This is a genomic window from Candidatus Binatia bacterium (assembly GCA_029243485.1).
In the GTDB taxonomy this organism is placed as follows: domain Bacteria; phylum Desulfobacterota; class Binatia; order UBA12015; family UBA12015; genus VGTG01.
The window spans coordinates 480,581-495,482 of the sequence record JAQWRY010000086.1 but is presented as its reverse complement, the minus strand read 5'-3'; the positions used below and the strand labels follow the sequence as shown (position 1 = coordinate 495,482).

The 14,902-nt window shown below is 65.3% G+C and carries 12 protein-coding genes; 7 read left to right on the top strand and 5 right to left on the bottom strand.

Annotation, left to right across the window (positions count from 1 at the left end):
• Positions 1-161: 161 nt before the first annotated feature.
• On the bottom strand, positions 162-1,355 hold the full coding sequence (locus P8R42_27040; GenBank protein MDG2308250.1) for a cytochrome P450: 1,194 nt from the start codon (positions 1,353-1,355) through the stop codon (positions 162-164).
• A 117-nt stretch (positions 1,356-1,472) separates the two neighbouring features.
• On the opposite strand from P8R42_27040, the gene trxA reads away from it, so the two are divergent.
• Positions 1,473-2,330 carry a thioredoxin gene (trxA, locus tag P8R42_27035; GenBank protein ID MDG2308249.1) on the top strand — a complete coding sequence of 286 codons (858 nt, stop codon included), beginning with the start codon at positions 1,473-1,475 and terminating at the stop codon, positions 2,328-2,330.
• Positions 2,331-2,512: 182 nt separating this feature from the next.
• On the opposite strand, the gene P8R42_27030 is transcribed toward trxA, so the two are convergent.
• Complete coding sequence (locus P8R42_27030) at positions 2,513-3,724, bottom strand: hypothetical protein (GenBank protein ID MDG2308248.1); 1,212 nt, start codon at positions 3,722-3,724, stop codon at positions 2,513-2,515.
• A gap of 126 nt (positions 3,725-3,850) precedes the next feature.
• Between P8R42_27030 and P8R42_27025 the strand changes: the two genes are divergently transcribed.
• The 3 genes from P8R42_27025 (at position 3,851) to P8R42_27015 (ending at position 6,451) form a co-directional block, all read left to right on the top strand.
• Positions 3,851-4,615, top strand: coding sequence for an SDR family NAD(P)-dependent oxidoreductase (locus P8R42_27025; protein MDG2308247.1), 765 nt, complete (start codon positions 3,851-3,853; stop codon positions 4,613-4,615).
• Between the two features lie 162 nt (positions 4,616-4,777).
• The gene (locus P8R42_27020) at positions 4,778-5,176 is read left to right on the top strand and encodes a hypothetical protein (protein ID MDG2308246.1); all 399 of its coding nucleotides are present in this window, start codon (positions 4,778-4,780) and stop codon (positions 5,174-5,176) included.
• A gap of 51 nt (positions 5,177-5,227) precedes the next feature.
• Complete coding sequence (locus P8R42_27015; GenBank protein MDG2308245.1) at positions 5,228-6,451, top strand: alkyl sulfatase dimerization domain-containing protein; 1,224 nt, start codon at positions 5,228-5,230, stop codon at positions 6,449-6,451.
• Between the two features lie 70 nt (positions 6,452-6,521).
• On the opposite strand, the gene P8R42_27010 is transcribed toward P8R42_27015, so the two are convergent.
• Entirely contained in the window at positions 6,522-8,627 is a 2,106-nt protein-coding gene (locus tag P8R42_27010) for a sodium-translocating pyrophosphatase (GenBank protein MDG2308244.1), read from the bottom strand.
• A gap of 190 nt (positions 8,628-8,817) precedes the next feature.
• On the opposite strand from P8R42_27010, the gene P8R42_27005 reads away from it, so the two are divergent.
• Together P8R42_27005 and P8R42_27000 are read left to right on the top strand one after the other, a co-directional pair.
• Entirely contained in the window at positions 8,818-9,528 is a 711-nt protein-coding gene (locus tag P8R42_27005; GenBank protein ID MDG2308243.1) for an ROK family protein, read from the top strand.
• 108 nt (positions 9,529-9,636) lie between these two features.
• The gene (locus tag P8R42_27000) at positions 9,637-11,376 is read left to right on the top strand and encodes an ATP-binding protein (GenBank protein ID MDG2308242.1); all 1,740 of its coding nucleotides are present in this window, start codon (positions 9,637-9,639) and stop codon (positions 11,374-11,376) included.
• A gap of 16 nt (positions 11,377-11,392) precedes the next feature.
• Here P8R42_27000 and zwf read toward each other — a convergent pair whose 3' ends face one another.
• Positions 11,393-12,790 carry a glucose-6-phosphate dehydrogenase gene (zwf, locus tag P8R42_26995; GenBank protein MDG2308241.1) on the bottom strand — a complete coding sequence of 466 codons (1,398 nt, stop codon included), beginning with the start codon at positions 12,788-12,790 and terminating at the stop codon, positions 11,393-11,395.
• A 57-nt stretch (positions 12,791-12,847) separates the two neighbouring features.
• Positions 12,848-13,732 carry a VOC family protein gene (locus tag P8R42_26990; GenBank protein MDG2308240.1) on the bottom strand — a complete coding sequence of 295 codons (885 nt, stop codon included), beginning with the start codon at positions 13,730-13,732 and terminating at the stop codon, positions 12,848-12,850.
• A gap of 125 nt (positions 13,733-13,857) precedes the next feature.
• On the opposite strand from P8R42_26990, the gene P8R42_26985 reads away from it, so the two are divergent.
• Entirely contained in the window at positions 13,858-14,847 is a 990-nt protein-coding gene (locus P8R42_26985) for a GDSL-type esterase/lipase family protein (GenBank protein MDG2308239.1), read from the top strand.
• Positions 14,848-14,902 lie beyond the last annotated feature (55 nt).

Here is a 14,902-nt window from a genome sequence, read left to right as displayed (position 1 = left end):
CACGCAGTGACCGGCGGCACCGACATCGGGAAGGTTCGAGTCGCCCGCCCCACCGCGCAACAGTGGCCCGTCGGCGCCCGGGTCCAGCGAGACGACGAGCTGTGCCGGAATGCCGTTCAGCGCCGCGCCATTCTCGGCCCCGTGACCCGCAGGATCGCGCGCTAGCCGAAGAGGACCGGCAGCTTGTCCGGGGAGCGAAACGCGACCCCCACGACACCACACTGCTCGGTCGGATCGAGCCGAAGGCCCGGGAGGCGCTCGAGCAGCGCTGCAACGGCGATTCGGGTCTCCATGCGCGCGAGATGCGAGCCCAGGCAGAAGTGCTCGCCGAAACCGAACGCCACGTGGTCGCTCTTGTTCTCGCGATGAAGGTCGAAGGCGTCGGGGTCATCGAAATGCCGCTCGTCGCGGTTGGCCGAACCGATCGCGAGGATCGCAAGCTCGCCCTTGGGGATCACGTGCCCGTGCAGTTCGACGTCTCGGGTCACCTCGCGCGACACGATCTGGACCGGCGACTCCCAGCGCAGGGTTTCCTCGATCGCATCGTCGAGACGCGCGGGGTCGGCCTCCGCCTCGGCTCGCTGCTCGGGATGCGTCAGAAGCGCGTGCAGGACACTACCGGTGAGGCGATACGTCGTCTCCGCGCCGGCCGGAAGGAGCAACCGCAGGAAGCTCAGCACCTCCTCTTCGGTCAGGCGCTCTCCATCCACCTCGGCTTGCACGAGCATGGAGAGAAGATCGGTGCGCGGGTTTTCGCGACGCTCGTCGAGGACCGGTCGGAGATAGTCGACGATCGACTTTGCAGCGGCGAAGCCCTTCGCCGGATCTTGCGCGACCGAGATCAGATCGAGTGCCCAATGGTGGAACTCTTCGAAGTCAGAAATCGGGATGCCCATGATTCGCGCGAGCACGCGCAGTGGAAACGTGAACGTGAACTGCGGCACGAGGTCGGCGCGGCCCTCACTCACAAACTGATCGATCAGTTCGTGGGTGATCGTCTCGACCTGCTTTTCCACCTCGCCACGCAGCGCGCGCAAGGAGAAGGCCGGCGTGACGATTCGACGATGGCGAAGATGCTCTCCACCTTCCATCTCGAGGATGGTGCGCCCGATCACGAGGCCGATGCCACGCGCGTTCCCCTTGGCCGAGAACGTCTCGGCATCCTTCAGACCCGCGACCACGTCGTCATACCGCGTGACCATGTGGCTCGCGTCCATCCAATCCTTCATCGGGATGACGGGCCTCTCGGTGCGCAGACGGCCGTAGACGCTGTACGGATCCGGCACCGGGCTCATTATCGAGCCACCGAAGAGCTCTCGGCTGCTCTCGTATTGTACTTCTTGAACCTGAGTCATCGGGGGCCCCTCGGCACAGTGGAATTGGATCACTCGATCGATTCAATCAATCGATTGATTTAATTCTACCCGGGCCGCCGATGCCGGTCAAGCCGACTCTGAGCTAGAGATGAGGGCATGGAAGAGACTGTCGTCATCGACGTCACTGACGCGACTTTCGAGGCCGAGGTGATCGAGGCGTCCCACCGGGTGCCGATCGTGGTCGATTTCTGGGCCCCCTGGTGCGGCCCCTGCCGAACCCTAGGCCCCTTGCTGGAGAAGCTCGCAGCCGGCTCGGGCGGCGGATTCCGGCTGGCCAAGGTCGACATCGACCAGAACAAGGTCATCGCACAGGCGCTTTCGATCCAGAGCATTCCGTTCGTTCTGGCGTTCCGCGACGGCCAGGTCGTGAACGAGTTCGTGGGCGCCCAGCCCGAGAGCGTGGTCCGACAGTTCATCGAGCGCATCCTTCCCGACGAAGCCGACGACCTGACCTCCGAAGGCGAAGCACTCACGGCAGCGGGGAGTGCGGCAGATGCCGAGGTCAAGTTCGCGAGCGCTCTACAGCTCCGCCCGCGACACCCGCGCGCAACGCTCGGCCTCGCTCGCGTCTTCGCCGCGACGAACCGCGTGGACGAAGCAACGGAGCTATTGCAGACCGTGACCGCCTCCGGCGAACTCGGTGTCGAGTTCGAGCGCCTGTCGGCTGAGCTGCGCATGCAAGGCACCGGCGCCGAAGACGAAGCCACGCTCCGCGCCACACTCGAAGCAAACCCGAAAGACCTCGCCGCCGGACTCGCGCTCGGCCGGCTCCTCGCTTCGAGCGGACGCCCCGAGGAAGCCCTCGCCGTCTTCCTCGAGGGCGTCAAGTACGATCGCAACTTCGAAGACGCCGCGGCCCGCAAGGCCATGCTCGATCTCTTCACCCTGCTCGGCCGCGAGAACCCAATTGTCGACGAGTACCAGGCCAAGCTATCGCAGGTGATTTACTCCTAGCGCGCCGCGGACTCCCCACCACCCTGCAAGTCTGAGGTAGGGACGTTCGTTAGTCTCGGCGGTTTGTTTAGTCGCCACTCTTGTGACGGATTCGTCGGCGGAGCCTTCGGTGGTTCGTCTTGGTCTCCTGCGGGCACGGGAGCTTCTACTGACCTCGGCCGGGCGCGGGAGGCACTACCGGTTCAGCGGAGTCGATCGATCCGCGCGACCGGCGAACCCGGCGGTCCGAGCGGCCCTTCGAAGCGAAGAAAATCGTGCGGTTCGGCGACCGCAATCCAGTACGTCGAATCGCCCGCGTACCAGGTCTCGCCTGCCGCCTCGGCTTCTCGCTTCCAGGGCTCCGGAACATCCACCTGCTGCGCCGCGCGACGCACGTCGAGCCCGACGCGAATCCGGTACGCCTTCTCGGACCCACCCCGCACCTGCACGGCCTCCTCTCCATCGATGAATGCGTAGACCGGGATCGGCATTCCACGTTCGCCCCACACGAAGAACCGCATCACGCCCGCGTCGATCGGGAAACCGGACATGCCCATGCCGATGCACGATGCCTGATAGGTGTTCGGGGGGAACGACTTCCGCTTGGCCGACCAGGTGTCGTGAAACTTGTCCGAAGCGAAGTCCACCCAGCGCTGCTTCTTCCGCTTCCCATCCTTGTCGAGCTCGACCTCGCCGAAGCCGGTGTTGCGAAAGCGGCCCATCTCGACCTTGTAGACGCAGCGCTGTGCACGCTGGCGACCATCTTTGGCGTGCGTCACCTGCTGGTAGTCGTAGAGCTGGTTGCCGCCCTTCCGAGAACCTTGGAAGCCCGTCGCGCCCAGCGTGAGGAACTCCTCTTTATTCCGGCCCGCGTCTACGATCGTCAGGCCGAACATCGGCTTCTCCGATTCCCATGGCTTCACCTTCGGCTCTTGGAAGAACTCCTCGCCGGCCACGGTGAGGATGACGTCGTCCGGACGTACCACGCCGGGTGGTCCCGGTGTCTTTACCAACACGTCGGGTCCGACGAAGATCGCTTTCTCTCCGTTTGCGAGCGTGACCGGCCGATCGAAGCGAGCGATCACCGCCCACTCTTCTTCATCGTCGAGGCGGTCGGGTGTCTCGAGAGGACCGGGAAGAGCGATGACGACCCGTTCCCCGTCCCCTTCGAACACGACGAAGTGCTCGCCCGCCGACGTCTCGCCAACGTCGTCGACCTCCCCCACGAAGCGCACGCGCTTCCCGGCTAGATCCATCTCGTAGTCATCGAGGCGCAGCGTCGGCCCTTCGACCTCGGCGACATCGTCCATCGACAGAGGCACGACTCCGGCGATCGGGCGCGGCGCCTCGGCAAACGCGAGAAGAGGCACGAGTCCCGCCAACACGGGAGTGAGCAACAGTCCGATTCGCTTCATCCGAAACCCTCCAAGATCCTCGATCACTAGTGCACGGCACTACCGAGGCACGGCGTCCGCGCCAAGCCCGTGTTACCAAACTTTCGACCGAGCAGTCCGACTTCGACCCCGAAAGGTGAGCTGGAAATGAGAATCGAGGGCAAAACCATCGTCGTGACGGGTGGCGCCAGTGGCATTGGCCGAGCCCTCGCACACCGTTTCAAGACCGAGGGTGCACGCGCCGTGGTCGTCGCCGACCGCGACGAAGCCGGGGTTCGCGCGGTCGCCGAGGAAATCTCCGGGACCGGGCACGTCATCGACGTCTCCTCGGGCGAGCAGATCGAAGCGCTCGTGGAGGAAACCGAGCGCGACCAGGGCCCCATCGATCTCTTCTGCTCCAACGCCGGCATCCTGGCGATCGGGGGCGCCGAAGTTCCCGACGCCGAGTGGACTCGGATCTGGCAGGTCAACGTCCACGCCCACGTGTTGGCCGCCCGGGCCCTCGTCCCGCGTATGACCGAGCGCGGCGGCGGCTACCTCCTGAATACCGCATCCGCGGCTGGGCTCCTCACACAGATCGGTTCCGCGCCCTACTCGGTCACCAAACACGCGGCCGTCGGCCTCGCCGAGTGGCTTTCGATCACGCACGGGGGACAGGGAATCAAGGTCTCGGTCCTATGCCCGCAGGCTGTGCGCACGGCGATGACAGCGGGATCCGACGAGGGCGGCGTTGCCGGCGTGGACGGATTGATGGAGCCCGAAGAGATCGCCGAATGCGTCGTCGCGGGCCTCGCGACCGAGCAGTTCCTGATCCTCCCCCACCCCGAAGTGCTGGAGTACATGCGGCGAAAGACCAATGACTACGACCGGTGGCTCCGCGGCATGCGCCGGTTACAGGAGAGGTTCATCTAAAGCCTTTCCAGCGAGAGGGATTCGCGGTTAATTCTTCCTCAGGCTTGTGATGAGCGACGGCTTGAATCCCATGATCTCGGTTGTGATCCCGACCCACCAGGCGTCCGCTCTATTGGAGCAGTGCCTCCACGACCTGATGGGCAGCACCAAGCAGCCGACGGAGTGCAACGTCGACGACGACGGGTCCACCGACGACTCCGGCCGAACCGCGCTCCGACACGGCGCGACCGTGATCACGCCGCAGGCGCGGCGTGGCCCGGCGCACGCGCGCAATCCGGCTCGCTCTCGACCGCCGAGCCGCTCCTTGTGGGCGTCGCCGGCCTTTGGTGTGCAGGAACCGCAAAGATCATCTCCCTGAACGACGATTTCTTCCGCTTTCTCGCGCAGCAGCGCGGCGCGCGCTTCGCGACCATGGCGGTCTCGATGCAGCTCGGCTTCTACACTTACAGCGGCTTCGCCTTCGGCCTCGGTAGGCTGCGCTGCGCGGCCGGCCTCGTGCAGACCCGCCGCGAGATCGTACCCCTCGAGCCCAGCGAGGAACCTGCCCCCGAGTCCACCTGACCCGCCCCTCGCCGTTGCATGCCGTAGTCCGATGAGCCTAAAGCGTTAGGCATGGCCACCCTCGGAGAGGCACTCGTATCGGGCGAGAAGAACGGAACTGTGGAGGGCCTCGGTGACGGCCTCGCCATGTTCCACGGCTTTTGCAACGTCGGCTTCGCGTGGGGCAGCGGCGCGTCTCTGGCCGTCGACACGTCGAACGCGCTCCTCGGAAAGAAGGCCTCCGACGGCCTCGCGGCCGCAACCCACGATCCCCTCCGACACGTCGTCTACACGCACGGGCATGTGGATCACGTCGGCGGCGCTCCGGCCTTCCTCGATTCCGCCAAAGAACGCGGACACGACCGCCCGACGGTCTGGGGCCACGAGAAGGTCGTCGAGCGGATGGCTCGCTACCGGCTCACCTGGGGTTGGAACAACGAGGTGAATCGACGGCAGTTCCAGCTGCCTCCCGGCATCGATGCATTCCCGAAGGAATTCATCGAGCCCGACCAGACTTACAGCGACACGGCCGAGATCGATCTCGCCGGGGAGCGCGTCGTTCTTCACCACGCCAACGCCGAGACGAACGACGCGACATGGGTGTGGCTCCCCGAGCGATCCGTCGCGATGGTCGGCGATCTCTCGATCGGCTCGCTGCCCAACAGTGGCAACCCGAACAAGCCCCAGCGGTATACGCTCGGCTGGGCCGAGACCCTCGAGGCGATCGCCGCGCGCGGGCCCGAGATCATCATCCCGGGCCACGGCACCCCTCTGCGGGGGAAGGACAACATCGCCGAGACACTGACGGAAACCGCCCGTGCCCTGCGGTTCCTGCACGATGCGGTGATCGAGCGCATGAACGCCGGGCAGTGGCCGGACGACATCATCGACGCAAAAATCGAGCTACCGGACGACCTGGCGAAGAAGCCCTACCTGCAACCGCTCTACGGTTGCGCCCCGTTTGTCGTCCGCGACGTTCTGCGGATGTACGCGGGTTGGTGGGGCGGAAACCCGGCCGATCTCATCCCGGCCAAACGCGCCGACGTCGCGCGCGACATCGTGGAAACCGCGGGCCGCGAGGCCCTCGTCGACCGGGTACGAAAGCTCCTCGCCGAGAACGAGCCGCACCGGGCGCTGCACCTCGTGATGCACCTCGTTCAGGCGGACGCGACCGATCGCGAAGCGCAAGGCCTTCTAGCCAACGCATCCGATGCGATCATCGCGATCGAGCCATCCTTCATCGCGCGGAACTTCTACAACACCGCCTCCGCGCGGGCGCGCGCCGCCGCCGAGTAGGATCCGGAACGAAAAACGGCGGCGCAGCCTGGTGGCCGCGCCGCCGTCTTCCTCGTACGAGGTTACTTCGTCACACGAGCAGCGGAACGATGACGAGTGCGACGATCGACATCAGCTTGATCAGGATGTTGAGCGACGGGCCGCTGGTGTCCTTGAAGGGATCCCCGATGGTGTCGCCGATAACCGCGGCGGAGTGGGCGTCGGTGCCCTTCTTCTCGCCTTCGATCTTGCCTTGCTCGATCGCCTTCTTCGCGTTGTCCCACGCGCCACCGGCGGTCGCCATAAAGAGAGCCATGAGCACACCGGTCGCGGTCGCGCCGGCGAGCATCCCGCCGAGAGCCTGAGGTCCGAGGATCAGACCGCAGATGACCGGAGCGGACACCGCGATGAGGCCCGGCATGATCATCTCACGCAGTGCCGCAGTGGTGCTGATCTCCACGCAACGAGCCGAGTCCGGCTTCACGCCTTCCTTGCCTTCGAGCAGGCCCGGGATCTCACGGAACTGGCGACGGATCTCTTCCACCATCTGACCGGCGGCCTTGCCAACCGAAGTCATCGTCATTGCGGCGACGAGGAACGGAAGCGCGCCGCCGATGAGAAGACCGATCACAACGAGCGGATCGGTGAGCTCGAGCCTGAAGCTACCCGCCGCGGCGCCGCCCACGACCATGAGACGATCCACCTCCGAGGAGTACGCGGCGAACAGCGCCAGGGCCGTCAGGGCCGCGGAGCCGATCGCGAAGCCCTTGCCGATGGCCGCAGTCGTGTTGCCGATGGAGTCGAGGCTATCGGTGATCTTGCGGGTCTCTTCGCCGAGGCCGCCCATCTCCGAAATGCCACCGGCGTTGTCGGCGACGGGGCCGTACGCGTCGACGGTCATAGTGACACCGACCGTCGCGAGCATGCCCATGGCTGCGAGCGCGATGCCGTAGAGGCCGGCCGCGTGGTTGGACCAGTAGATGCCGATCGTGATGAGGATCAGCGGCAGGAAGACGCTCTCCATGCCGACCGCCAGGCCGGTGATCGCGTTGGTCGCGGGGCCCGTCTTCGAAGCGTCCGCGATGCGCTGAACCGCCTTGGTCTGGATCCCGAGAACCTTATCCGTCGAGGTGTAGTACTCGGTCGCGAGACCGATCAGGATGCCGACGATGCTACCGACGATTACGGCGTAGAGCGGCTCGAATGGCATGTCGAACAACCCGAGAACGATGAAGCCGAGCACCCAGAACAAGCCGGCGCCAATCAGCGTCGTATTCCGGAGTGCACCCGCTGGCTCGGAGTTCTTGAGCCAGTTCATCGAGAAGATGCCTACCATGCTCGACCCGAATCCGAGGATCGCGAGGAGCACGGGAAGCGACATCAGAGTGGCGCGATCCGCTGAAGTGAGGATGTGGCCCTCGGGGAACATTAGACCAGAGGTTGCCGACGTGATCGTCGCGCCGAGAACGATGGACGCGATGATCGAACCGACGAAGGATTCGAAGATGTCCGCGCCCATTCCCGCGACGTCACCGACGTTGTCGCCGACGTTGTCAGCGATGACACCCGGGTTGCGGGGATCGTCTTCGGGGATGCCGGCCTCGATCTTGCCGACGAGATCAGCACCGACGTCCGCAGCCTTCGTGTAAATGCCGCCACCAACGCGCGCAAACAACGCGATGCTGCTGGCGCCCATGCCGAAGCCGCTGATGTACTGCACCGTGCTGAGGCTATGGCCCCAGAGCATGTACATGACCGCGATGCCGAGCAGGCCGAGACCACCGACACAGAGGCCCATCACCGCGCCCCCGTTGTAGGCGATCAACAGAGCCGCGCCTGCGCCGCTCTGCGAAGCCGCCATCGCGGTGCGCGTATTCGCGGTCGTGGCGGCACGCATGCCGGCAAAACCGGCGGCAACGCTCGAGAGCGCGCCCAGAAGGAACGCGACCGACGCCTGCCAACTGGTCGCGACGGCCAGAAGGCCGGCGACGATCACCACGAAGACGGAGAGAACTCGGTACTCGGCGCGCAGGAACGCCATCGCGCCGTCCTGGATCTGCTTGCCGATGTCGGCGATCTTGGGGTCGTCGACCGGGACCGCCTCCACTTGCCCGAAGAGCTTTCGAGCGGTGCGGAGACCGAACAGAGCGACGCCGATCGCGACGAATCCAAGAAGATAGGGTCCGAAACTTTGCATCCTGCCACCAATATGTTTTTGGGGCCGCGCGGGTGCCCGAGAACCGGGACCGCCGGGGCCTTCGTCAGACGTGCGGTATTAGAAAATGATGATTCTGGAAACAGGCTTGGTTAGCGCACCCAATGCTACCTGACAAGCTTGGGTAGCTGCCCCACTCCCCTCAGCCCTGCTTCCGTGACAAAGATCCTAGATGACCGAAAATGACGCCACAGAGCGTACACTGTCCATCGACATCGGAGGCACGGGACTGAAGATGCTGGTCCTCGACCCCCTGGGAGCAGCCATCGACGAGCGCAAGAGAGTCCCCACGCCGAGACCTGCGACTCCGGGTGCCGTGATCGAGGCGCTGCGGGGCCTGATCGCCGAACAGCCCAATTTTGACAGGGTTTCCATCGGCTTCCCCGGAGTGGTCCACGACGGAGTCGTCTGGACGGCCCCCAATCTGCACCGCAGTTGGCGCGGGGTTTCGCTCTCGAAGGCCGTCCAGGAGATCACTGGGAAGCCGGTCCGCGTCGCCAACGACGCCGACGTGCAGGGCTACGCGAGCGTCGAAGGGACGGGCGTCGAGATGGTTCTAACCCTCGGCACCGGCCTCGGCTCGGCCCTGTTCGTGGACGGGAGGCTCGTCCCGAACCTCGAGCTCGGCCATCACCCGTTCCGAAAAGGACGGACCTACGAGGAGTACGTGGGCAAGCCCGCCCTCGAGGCCGTGGGGAAGAAGCGCTGGCGTAAGCGGGTCCAGAAGGTCCTCGGTCAACTGGAGCCCATCTGGAACTACCGCCTGCTGCACATCGGTGGCGGAAACGTGAAGCTCCTCAAGCCCGACGAGGTGCCGGCAAACGTCCGCCTGCATTCGAACCTGGGCGGCGTCCTGGGTGGGATCGCGCTCTGGCGGACCTGAGGTACGCCTCGCCGACTCGGTCAGCTGTTCGGCGAAAGGGATTGTCAGTTCCAATCCCATCGTGGTCCTATGCCCGGTCCCGGGACCGACATGGATCATCTGACTTCAATGCGACACGCCATCCTGGAGATGATCGCCACCGGGCAGCCCCTCCACGAAATCCTCAAAAAAACATGCCTTCTGGTCGAGGCCCAGGCCACCCCCGGCCTCTGTTCGATCATGGTTCTGGACGAGGACGGCACCTGCCTCCACACCAGCGCCGCGCCGAGCCTCGCCCCGGAAGCCGCCGAGGCTCTCGATGGCCTCGCCTTGGCGAACCTTTCGGGAAGTTGCGGCACCGCCCCCTTCAACGGAGAAATGGTGGTCGTCGAGGACACGTCCTGCGATCCCCGCTGGGCGGCGCAAGGTCTGCATGACTTCGCGAACCGGTTCGGGCTGAAGGCCTATTGGTCGCGCCCCTTCTTCAGCAAGGAGGGCGGGGTTCTGGGCGCGGTCACCCTCTCCCAGCTCGAGCCGGGCGCTCCTTCTGCCGACGACCTGAAGCTACTCGAGACGGCCGCACACCTCACCAGCATCGCGGTCGAGCGCGCGGTCACCGATGCGACTCTCCGCGAGGCGCTCGTCAAACTGACCCAGCGCGGCAACGATCTCAACAACGAGCTCACCGAGCGCCGCCAGCTCGAAGCGCAGCTGCTACAGGCGCAGAAAATGGAGGCCATCGGCCTCTTGGCCGGCGGCGTGGCGCATGACCTGAACAACATCCTCACCATCATCAACGGCTACTGCGATCTGCTCCTCAGCGGTCGGGCGTCTGAGGAACAGAGCCAGCACTGGCTCGAAGAGATCCGTCGCAGCGGCGACCGGGGCGCGGCCCTCACGCATGGGCTTCTCGCCTTCGTGCAAAAGCAGGTTCTGTCTCCGGCCGTCCTCAACCTGAACGAGGTCGCGCGCCAGATGGAATCGCTCCTCAGCCGCACCCTGGGCGAGGGCATCGAAGTCGAGATCGTCACTGATCCCGACGCCGGCTCGGTCGAGGCCGATCGGGCGCAGCTCGAGAAGGCGATCGTCAATCTCTGCCTGAATGCCCGAGACGCGATGCCGACGAGCGGCCGGCTGATCGTCGAGGTCCGCCAAGCGGAAATCCGCGCGCCCGAAGGGCTGCCACACAACGACCTGCAACCCGGACGGTACGTGACACTATCGATCCGCGACTCTGGACACGGCATGGAGCCCGACGTCCTGAGCCGCGTCTTCGAGCCCTTCTTCACCACGAAGAAATTCGGCAAGGGTTCGGGACTGGGTCTGTCCACCGCGTACGGCATCGCTCGCCAGAGCGGTGGGGGCCTCGTCGCGGAGAGCGAACCCGGTGTAGGATCCACGTTGACGATCTACCTCCCCGAGGCCGGAGGGGCCGAGACGACCGCGCAACCGGTACAGGACTCCGACGCGCCCGGCGAAGCAACGCTTCTCCTAGTGGACGACGACGACGCCGCTCGCACCCTTCTTGTCGGCGTGCTGCGCAAAGGCGGATACCGGGTCCTCGATGCGGAGAGTGGACCCGCAGCACTCGATCTCCTCGACGGGCTCGATGCAGAGATCGACCTGCTCGTGACCGACGTCGTCATGCCGGGGATGAGCGGTCCCGAGCTCGCCCTGAACGTCGCCGCGAAGCTCGGCCCGCTGCCGACGATGTTCGTTTCCGGCTACGCCAACGACCTGACCGACCGCCACGGCTTGCTCGACCCATCGACAGTGCTCTTGCAAAAGCCGGTCGCGCCGGAGGTGTTCCTCGGCAAGGTCGGAGAGCTGCTGGCCGCCCGCGTAGGCGAGGCTTCGACCACCACCTGAAAAGCGTCCGACTGCGCTACTTCGCCTTCACCCCGATCGGGTCGACCCAGCCGCCGTACTCCGCGGTCAGCCGGTTGGCCTCCTTCGGCCCCATCGAACCGCGCGCGTACTTCCGGATCGGACCCACGTCGCCGAGGATCGGGTCGATCGCGGCCCAGGTCCCTTCCACGGCCCGCTCGGATGCGAAGAGAGTCGACTCCCCGGCAAGCGCATCGCCGAGGAGGCGCTCGTACGGCAGCGGCGAGTCCCCGAGGGCCTGTGCGAAGTCGACGTTGAGCGCGATGGGCTCGGAGTGCATCCCCTCACCCGGCTTCTTGGCCTGCACCTCGATCGACACGCCCGCGTCACTCCCCAGTCGGAACCGGAGCCGGTTCGTTTCGGGCGCTGCACACCCGGCGTCGTCGAAGAGCTGCTTCGGCGGATTGCGGAACTCCACGACGGCTTCGGTCGCCTTGGCGGCAAGTGCCTTCCCGGTGCGGAGGAAGAACGGCACGCCCTCCCACCGCCACGAATCGATGTCGATCCGCAGAGCGCAGTACGACTCGGTGCGCGACTTCTTGGCCACGCCGTCGACCTTCGTGAAGCCGTCGTACTGCCCTCGCACGTAGTTCACCGGGTCAATCGGCCGCATGGAATTGAAGACCTTGATCTGCTCGTCGTGCAGACACTGAGCAGCAGCGCTGACCGGCGGCTCCATCGCGAGCAACGCAACGACCTGCATCATGTGGTTCTGCACCACGTCTTTGAGTGCACCGACGGCATCGTAGAACGAACCGCGGTCGGCGACGTCCACGGTTTCCGACATTGTGATCTGGACGTTCGAGATGTACCGGCGATTCCATACCGGCTCGAACATCGTGTTCCCGAAGCGCCAGACGAGTAAGTCCTGGACGGGCTCTTTCCCGAGGTAGTGATCGATCCGGTAGAGCTGTTCCTCGCGCAGGACCTTCAGCAGCGACACGTTCAGCGCCTGCGCCGACGCCAGGTCGTGGCCGAACGGCTTCTCGATGATCACGCGTCCGTTCTCGGTCAGCCCCACCTTGGAGAGGTTGTAGACGACGGTCTGGAAGAGGGCAGGCGGAATCTCGAGGTAAAAGAGCGGCCGCTTGGCCTTTCCGACCGACGCCTTCACGCGCTCGAACGTGTCGAGCTTCGTATAGTCACCCTTCACGAACTTCATCCCGCGGGTCATGCGGGCGAAGACCTTCGCGTCGACGCGCAGGCCGGCCTCGCGGATGGCCTTCTTGGCGTAGGCCTTCAGGTCCGCGTCGGTCCAGTCCGAGAACGAGACGCCGATGATCGGCACCTTGAGCAGTTTGCGCCTCGCCAGACGATACAGAGACGGGAAGGTCATCTTCCTCGCCAGGTCTCCCGAGGCTCCGAAGACGACGAGAACATCCGAATGAGCGCTCATAGGAGGCACGTTCTTCAAATCCTCGAAAGTGTCAAGGATTTCGACCGAGCGTTCGTTTCAATGAGCCGTGCGTTCGGCGCCCGGATCGGGACCGATGAGAAGCGTCGCAACACCGTGCGTCGCTTCCTTCGCCGTGCACACGAGCGTGCCCGCTTTTCGCCCCTCACGCACCTCGCTCACGGCGAGGCCGGCCTTCGCGATCCGTGCCTGCGTCGCCGCGACGTCGCGCACCCGGTACGCGAGGCCCCACAAGGAGTCCGGGGCAGCGGGGTCGGGCTCCTCGTTCAGAGACGCACCGATCTCTATGGACATCCCTCCCAATCGGAAGAACACGAGCCGCGATCCGAACTTCTCGAACGTCTTGTCGAGCGCCATGCGAATTCCGAAACGATCACCGTAGAGTTCGCGAGCACCGTCGGCGTCCTTGGTCATCACGACGATGTGGTCAAAGTCACGCACCGCCCCCTCGTCGCCGTGGGTAGGGACGGCGTCGGGCAACGCGTCGGGTGGGGACTGGTGTTCGATGGCGAAGATAAGCACGCCCCGGGTCTCGTCCGGGGAGAGATAGACGTTGCGCCAGCGGCGCTCGGCGCCCGTCTTTTCGTCCTTCCCCGAGCCGTCGACCGGATCGGTGGGGCTCATCCCACGCTCCCGGAGCGTGGTCGCGCAGGCCGCCGCGTCCTCGCACTGCAGCGCGAAGCCCAGGATGCCCTCGCCCGAGGTCTCGATACGCTGGCGGACCAAATCCCCAAGACCGCCCTCGCCGGTCGCGGCGAGAAGTTCCAGATAACCGTTGCCGAGTCGAAAGAGCGTGTTCGCCGTACCCTGGCCCGGATGATCCCCACGCCACGAGGGCTCGCGGCCCAGAAGCGTCCGGTAGTCGGACGTCGCCCCGTCCAGGTCCGATACCGCGACGATGATGTGATCGACACTCGTGAACATGCCCGTCGTTGTAGCGTGCGCAATTGGGGCGACACCAGGCATCTGGTACGAAGGGACTCCGCCCGTGTCCTTCACGTACAAGATCGCGATCGGCCGCGGCAGAAGCGCGGGCGACTGAGGAGTTGATGCGAACTCTGGCGAAGCTCGTTACCGCCTTCCTCTTGCCGTGGATCGTGCTCGAGCTGGTTCTGCGGCTCGTCGGCTACCACGCTCCCGACAACCGAGATCGCGTCCTCCTCTTTCCGAAGTTTCCGGCGTTCTATCAGCCCGACCGCGACCTCGCCTGGACACTCAGGCCGCACCTCGAATGGAAGGGCCGCGAGTTGGTCCAGCCGTTCTCGACTAACGAAGCGGGCAATCGGTTCACCAGCGAAGGCGAGGAGAAACCGACTGTCGATTGCATCGGGGACTCGACGACCTTCGGGTACGGTTCGGTGAACGGCCGCACCTACCCGGCGGCGCTCGCCCGCCTGCTCGGCGAGCCGGTGCGAAATCTGGGCGTTCCCGGATACACGTCACAGTCCGCCCGACTCCTCGCCGAACGGAACGACGATCCCGCACCGGTCACCTTGGTGATGACGGGGTTCAACGATCACTTCCCGGCGTACCAAACCGCCGAAGAGGAGCTGTGGGTCCGCCGCGGCGCCTACGCGTGCTTCGCGAGCCGGGTGTGTGCGACGATGTTCGACTACCTGGCCCAGCCGCGGGCCGACACGCGCCCCCCACTGGTCGACTTCACGCCGTCGATTTCACCGGTGCAGTACCGCGATAATCTCGTCGCGACCGTCCGCACGCTGCGCGAGAAAGGAAGCGAACCGGTCCTACTGGTGTACCCGCCCATCTTGAGCGACGAAGACACGCGCGCCGGTGTCGCGTCGCACTGGAAACATCCCCGCGCGTTGGTCGACGCGAACATCGATGCGCACCCGGTGTACCAGGAGATCACGCGCGAGGTTGCGGCCGCCGAGGACGTGGCCCTCGTCGACCTGCTCCCGGTGTTCGATTCGGGGGGCAACGAGACGCTCCACATCGACTGGGTGCACCCCAACGACGCCGGCTACCAGGTCATAGCCGAGACTCTCGTCGGGCCCGTCCGGGCCGCCCTCGGTCGCTGAAACCGCCCTCACCAGACTCTCGGGCCCTATCGGCCTGAAAGCGACCGGCGCCTCA

What these genes read in the sequence shown, in the direction of transcription:
- P8R42_27010 (MDG2308244.1), bottom strand. Translation starts at nt 8,627, where the DNA reads ATGCAAAGTTTCGGACCCTATCTTCTTGGATTCGTCGCGATCGGCGTC.
- P8R42_26990 (MDG2308240.1), bottom strand. Translation starts at nt 13,732, where the DNA reads ATGTTCACGAGTGTCGATCACATCATCGTCGCGGTATCGGACCTGGAC.
- P8R42_27015 (MDG2308245.1), top strand. Translation starts at nt 5,228, where the DNA reads ATGGCCACCCTCGGAGAGGCACTCGTATCGGGCGAGAAGAACGGAACT.
- P8R42_27025 (MDG2308247.1), top strand. Translation starts at nt 3,851, where the DNA reads ATGAGAATCGAGGGCAAAACCATCGTCGTGACGGGTGGCGCCAGTGGC.
- trxA (MDG2308249.1), top strand. Translation starts at nt 1,473, where the DNA reads ATGGAAGAGACTGTCGTCATCGACGTCACTGACGCGACTTTCGAGGCC.
- P8R42_27005 (MDG2308243.1), top strand. Translation starts at nt 8,818, where the DNA reads ATGACCGAAAATGACGCCACAGAGCGTACACTGTCCATCGACATCGGA.
- P8R42_27030 (MDG2308248.1), bottom strand. Translation starts at nt 3,724, where the DNA reads ATGAAGCGAATCGGACTGTTGCTCACTCCCGTGTTGGCGGGACTCGTG.
- P8R42_27040 (MDG2308250.1), bottom strand. Translation starts at nt 1,355, where the DNA reads ATGACTCAGGTTCAAGAAGTACAATACGAGAGCAGCCGAGAGCTCTTC.
- zwf (MDG2308241.1), bottom strand. Translation starts at nt 12,790, where the DNA reads ATGAGCGCTCATTCGGATGTTCTCGTCGTCTTCGGAGCCTCGGGAGAC.
- P8R42_26985 (MDG2308239.1), top strand. Translation starts at nt 13,858, where the DNA reads ATGCGAACTCTGGCGAAGCTCGTTACCGCCTTCCTCTTGCCGTGGATC.
- P8R42_27000 (MDG2308242.1), top strand. Translation starts at nt 9,637, where the DNA reads ATGCGACACGCCATCCTGGAGATGATCGCCACCGGGCAGCCCCTCCAC.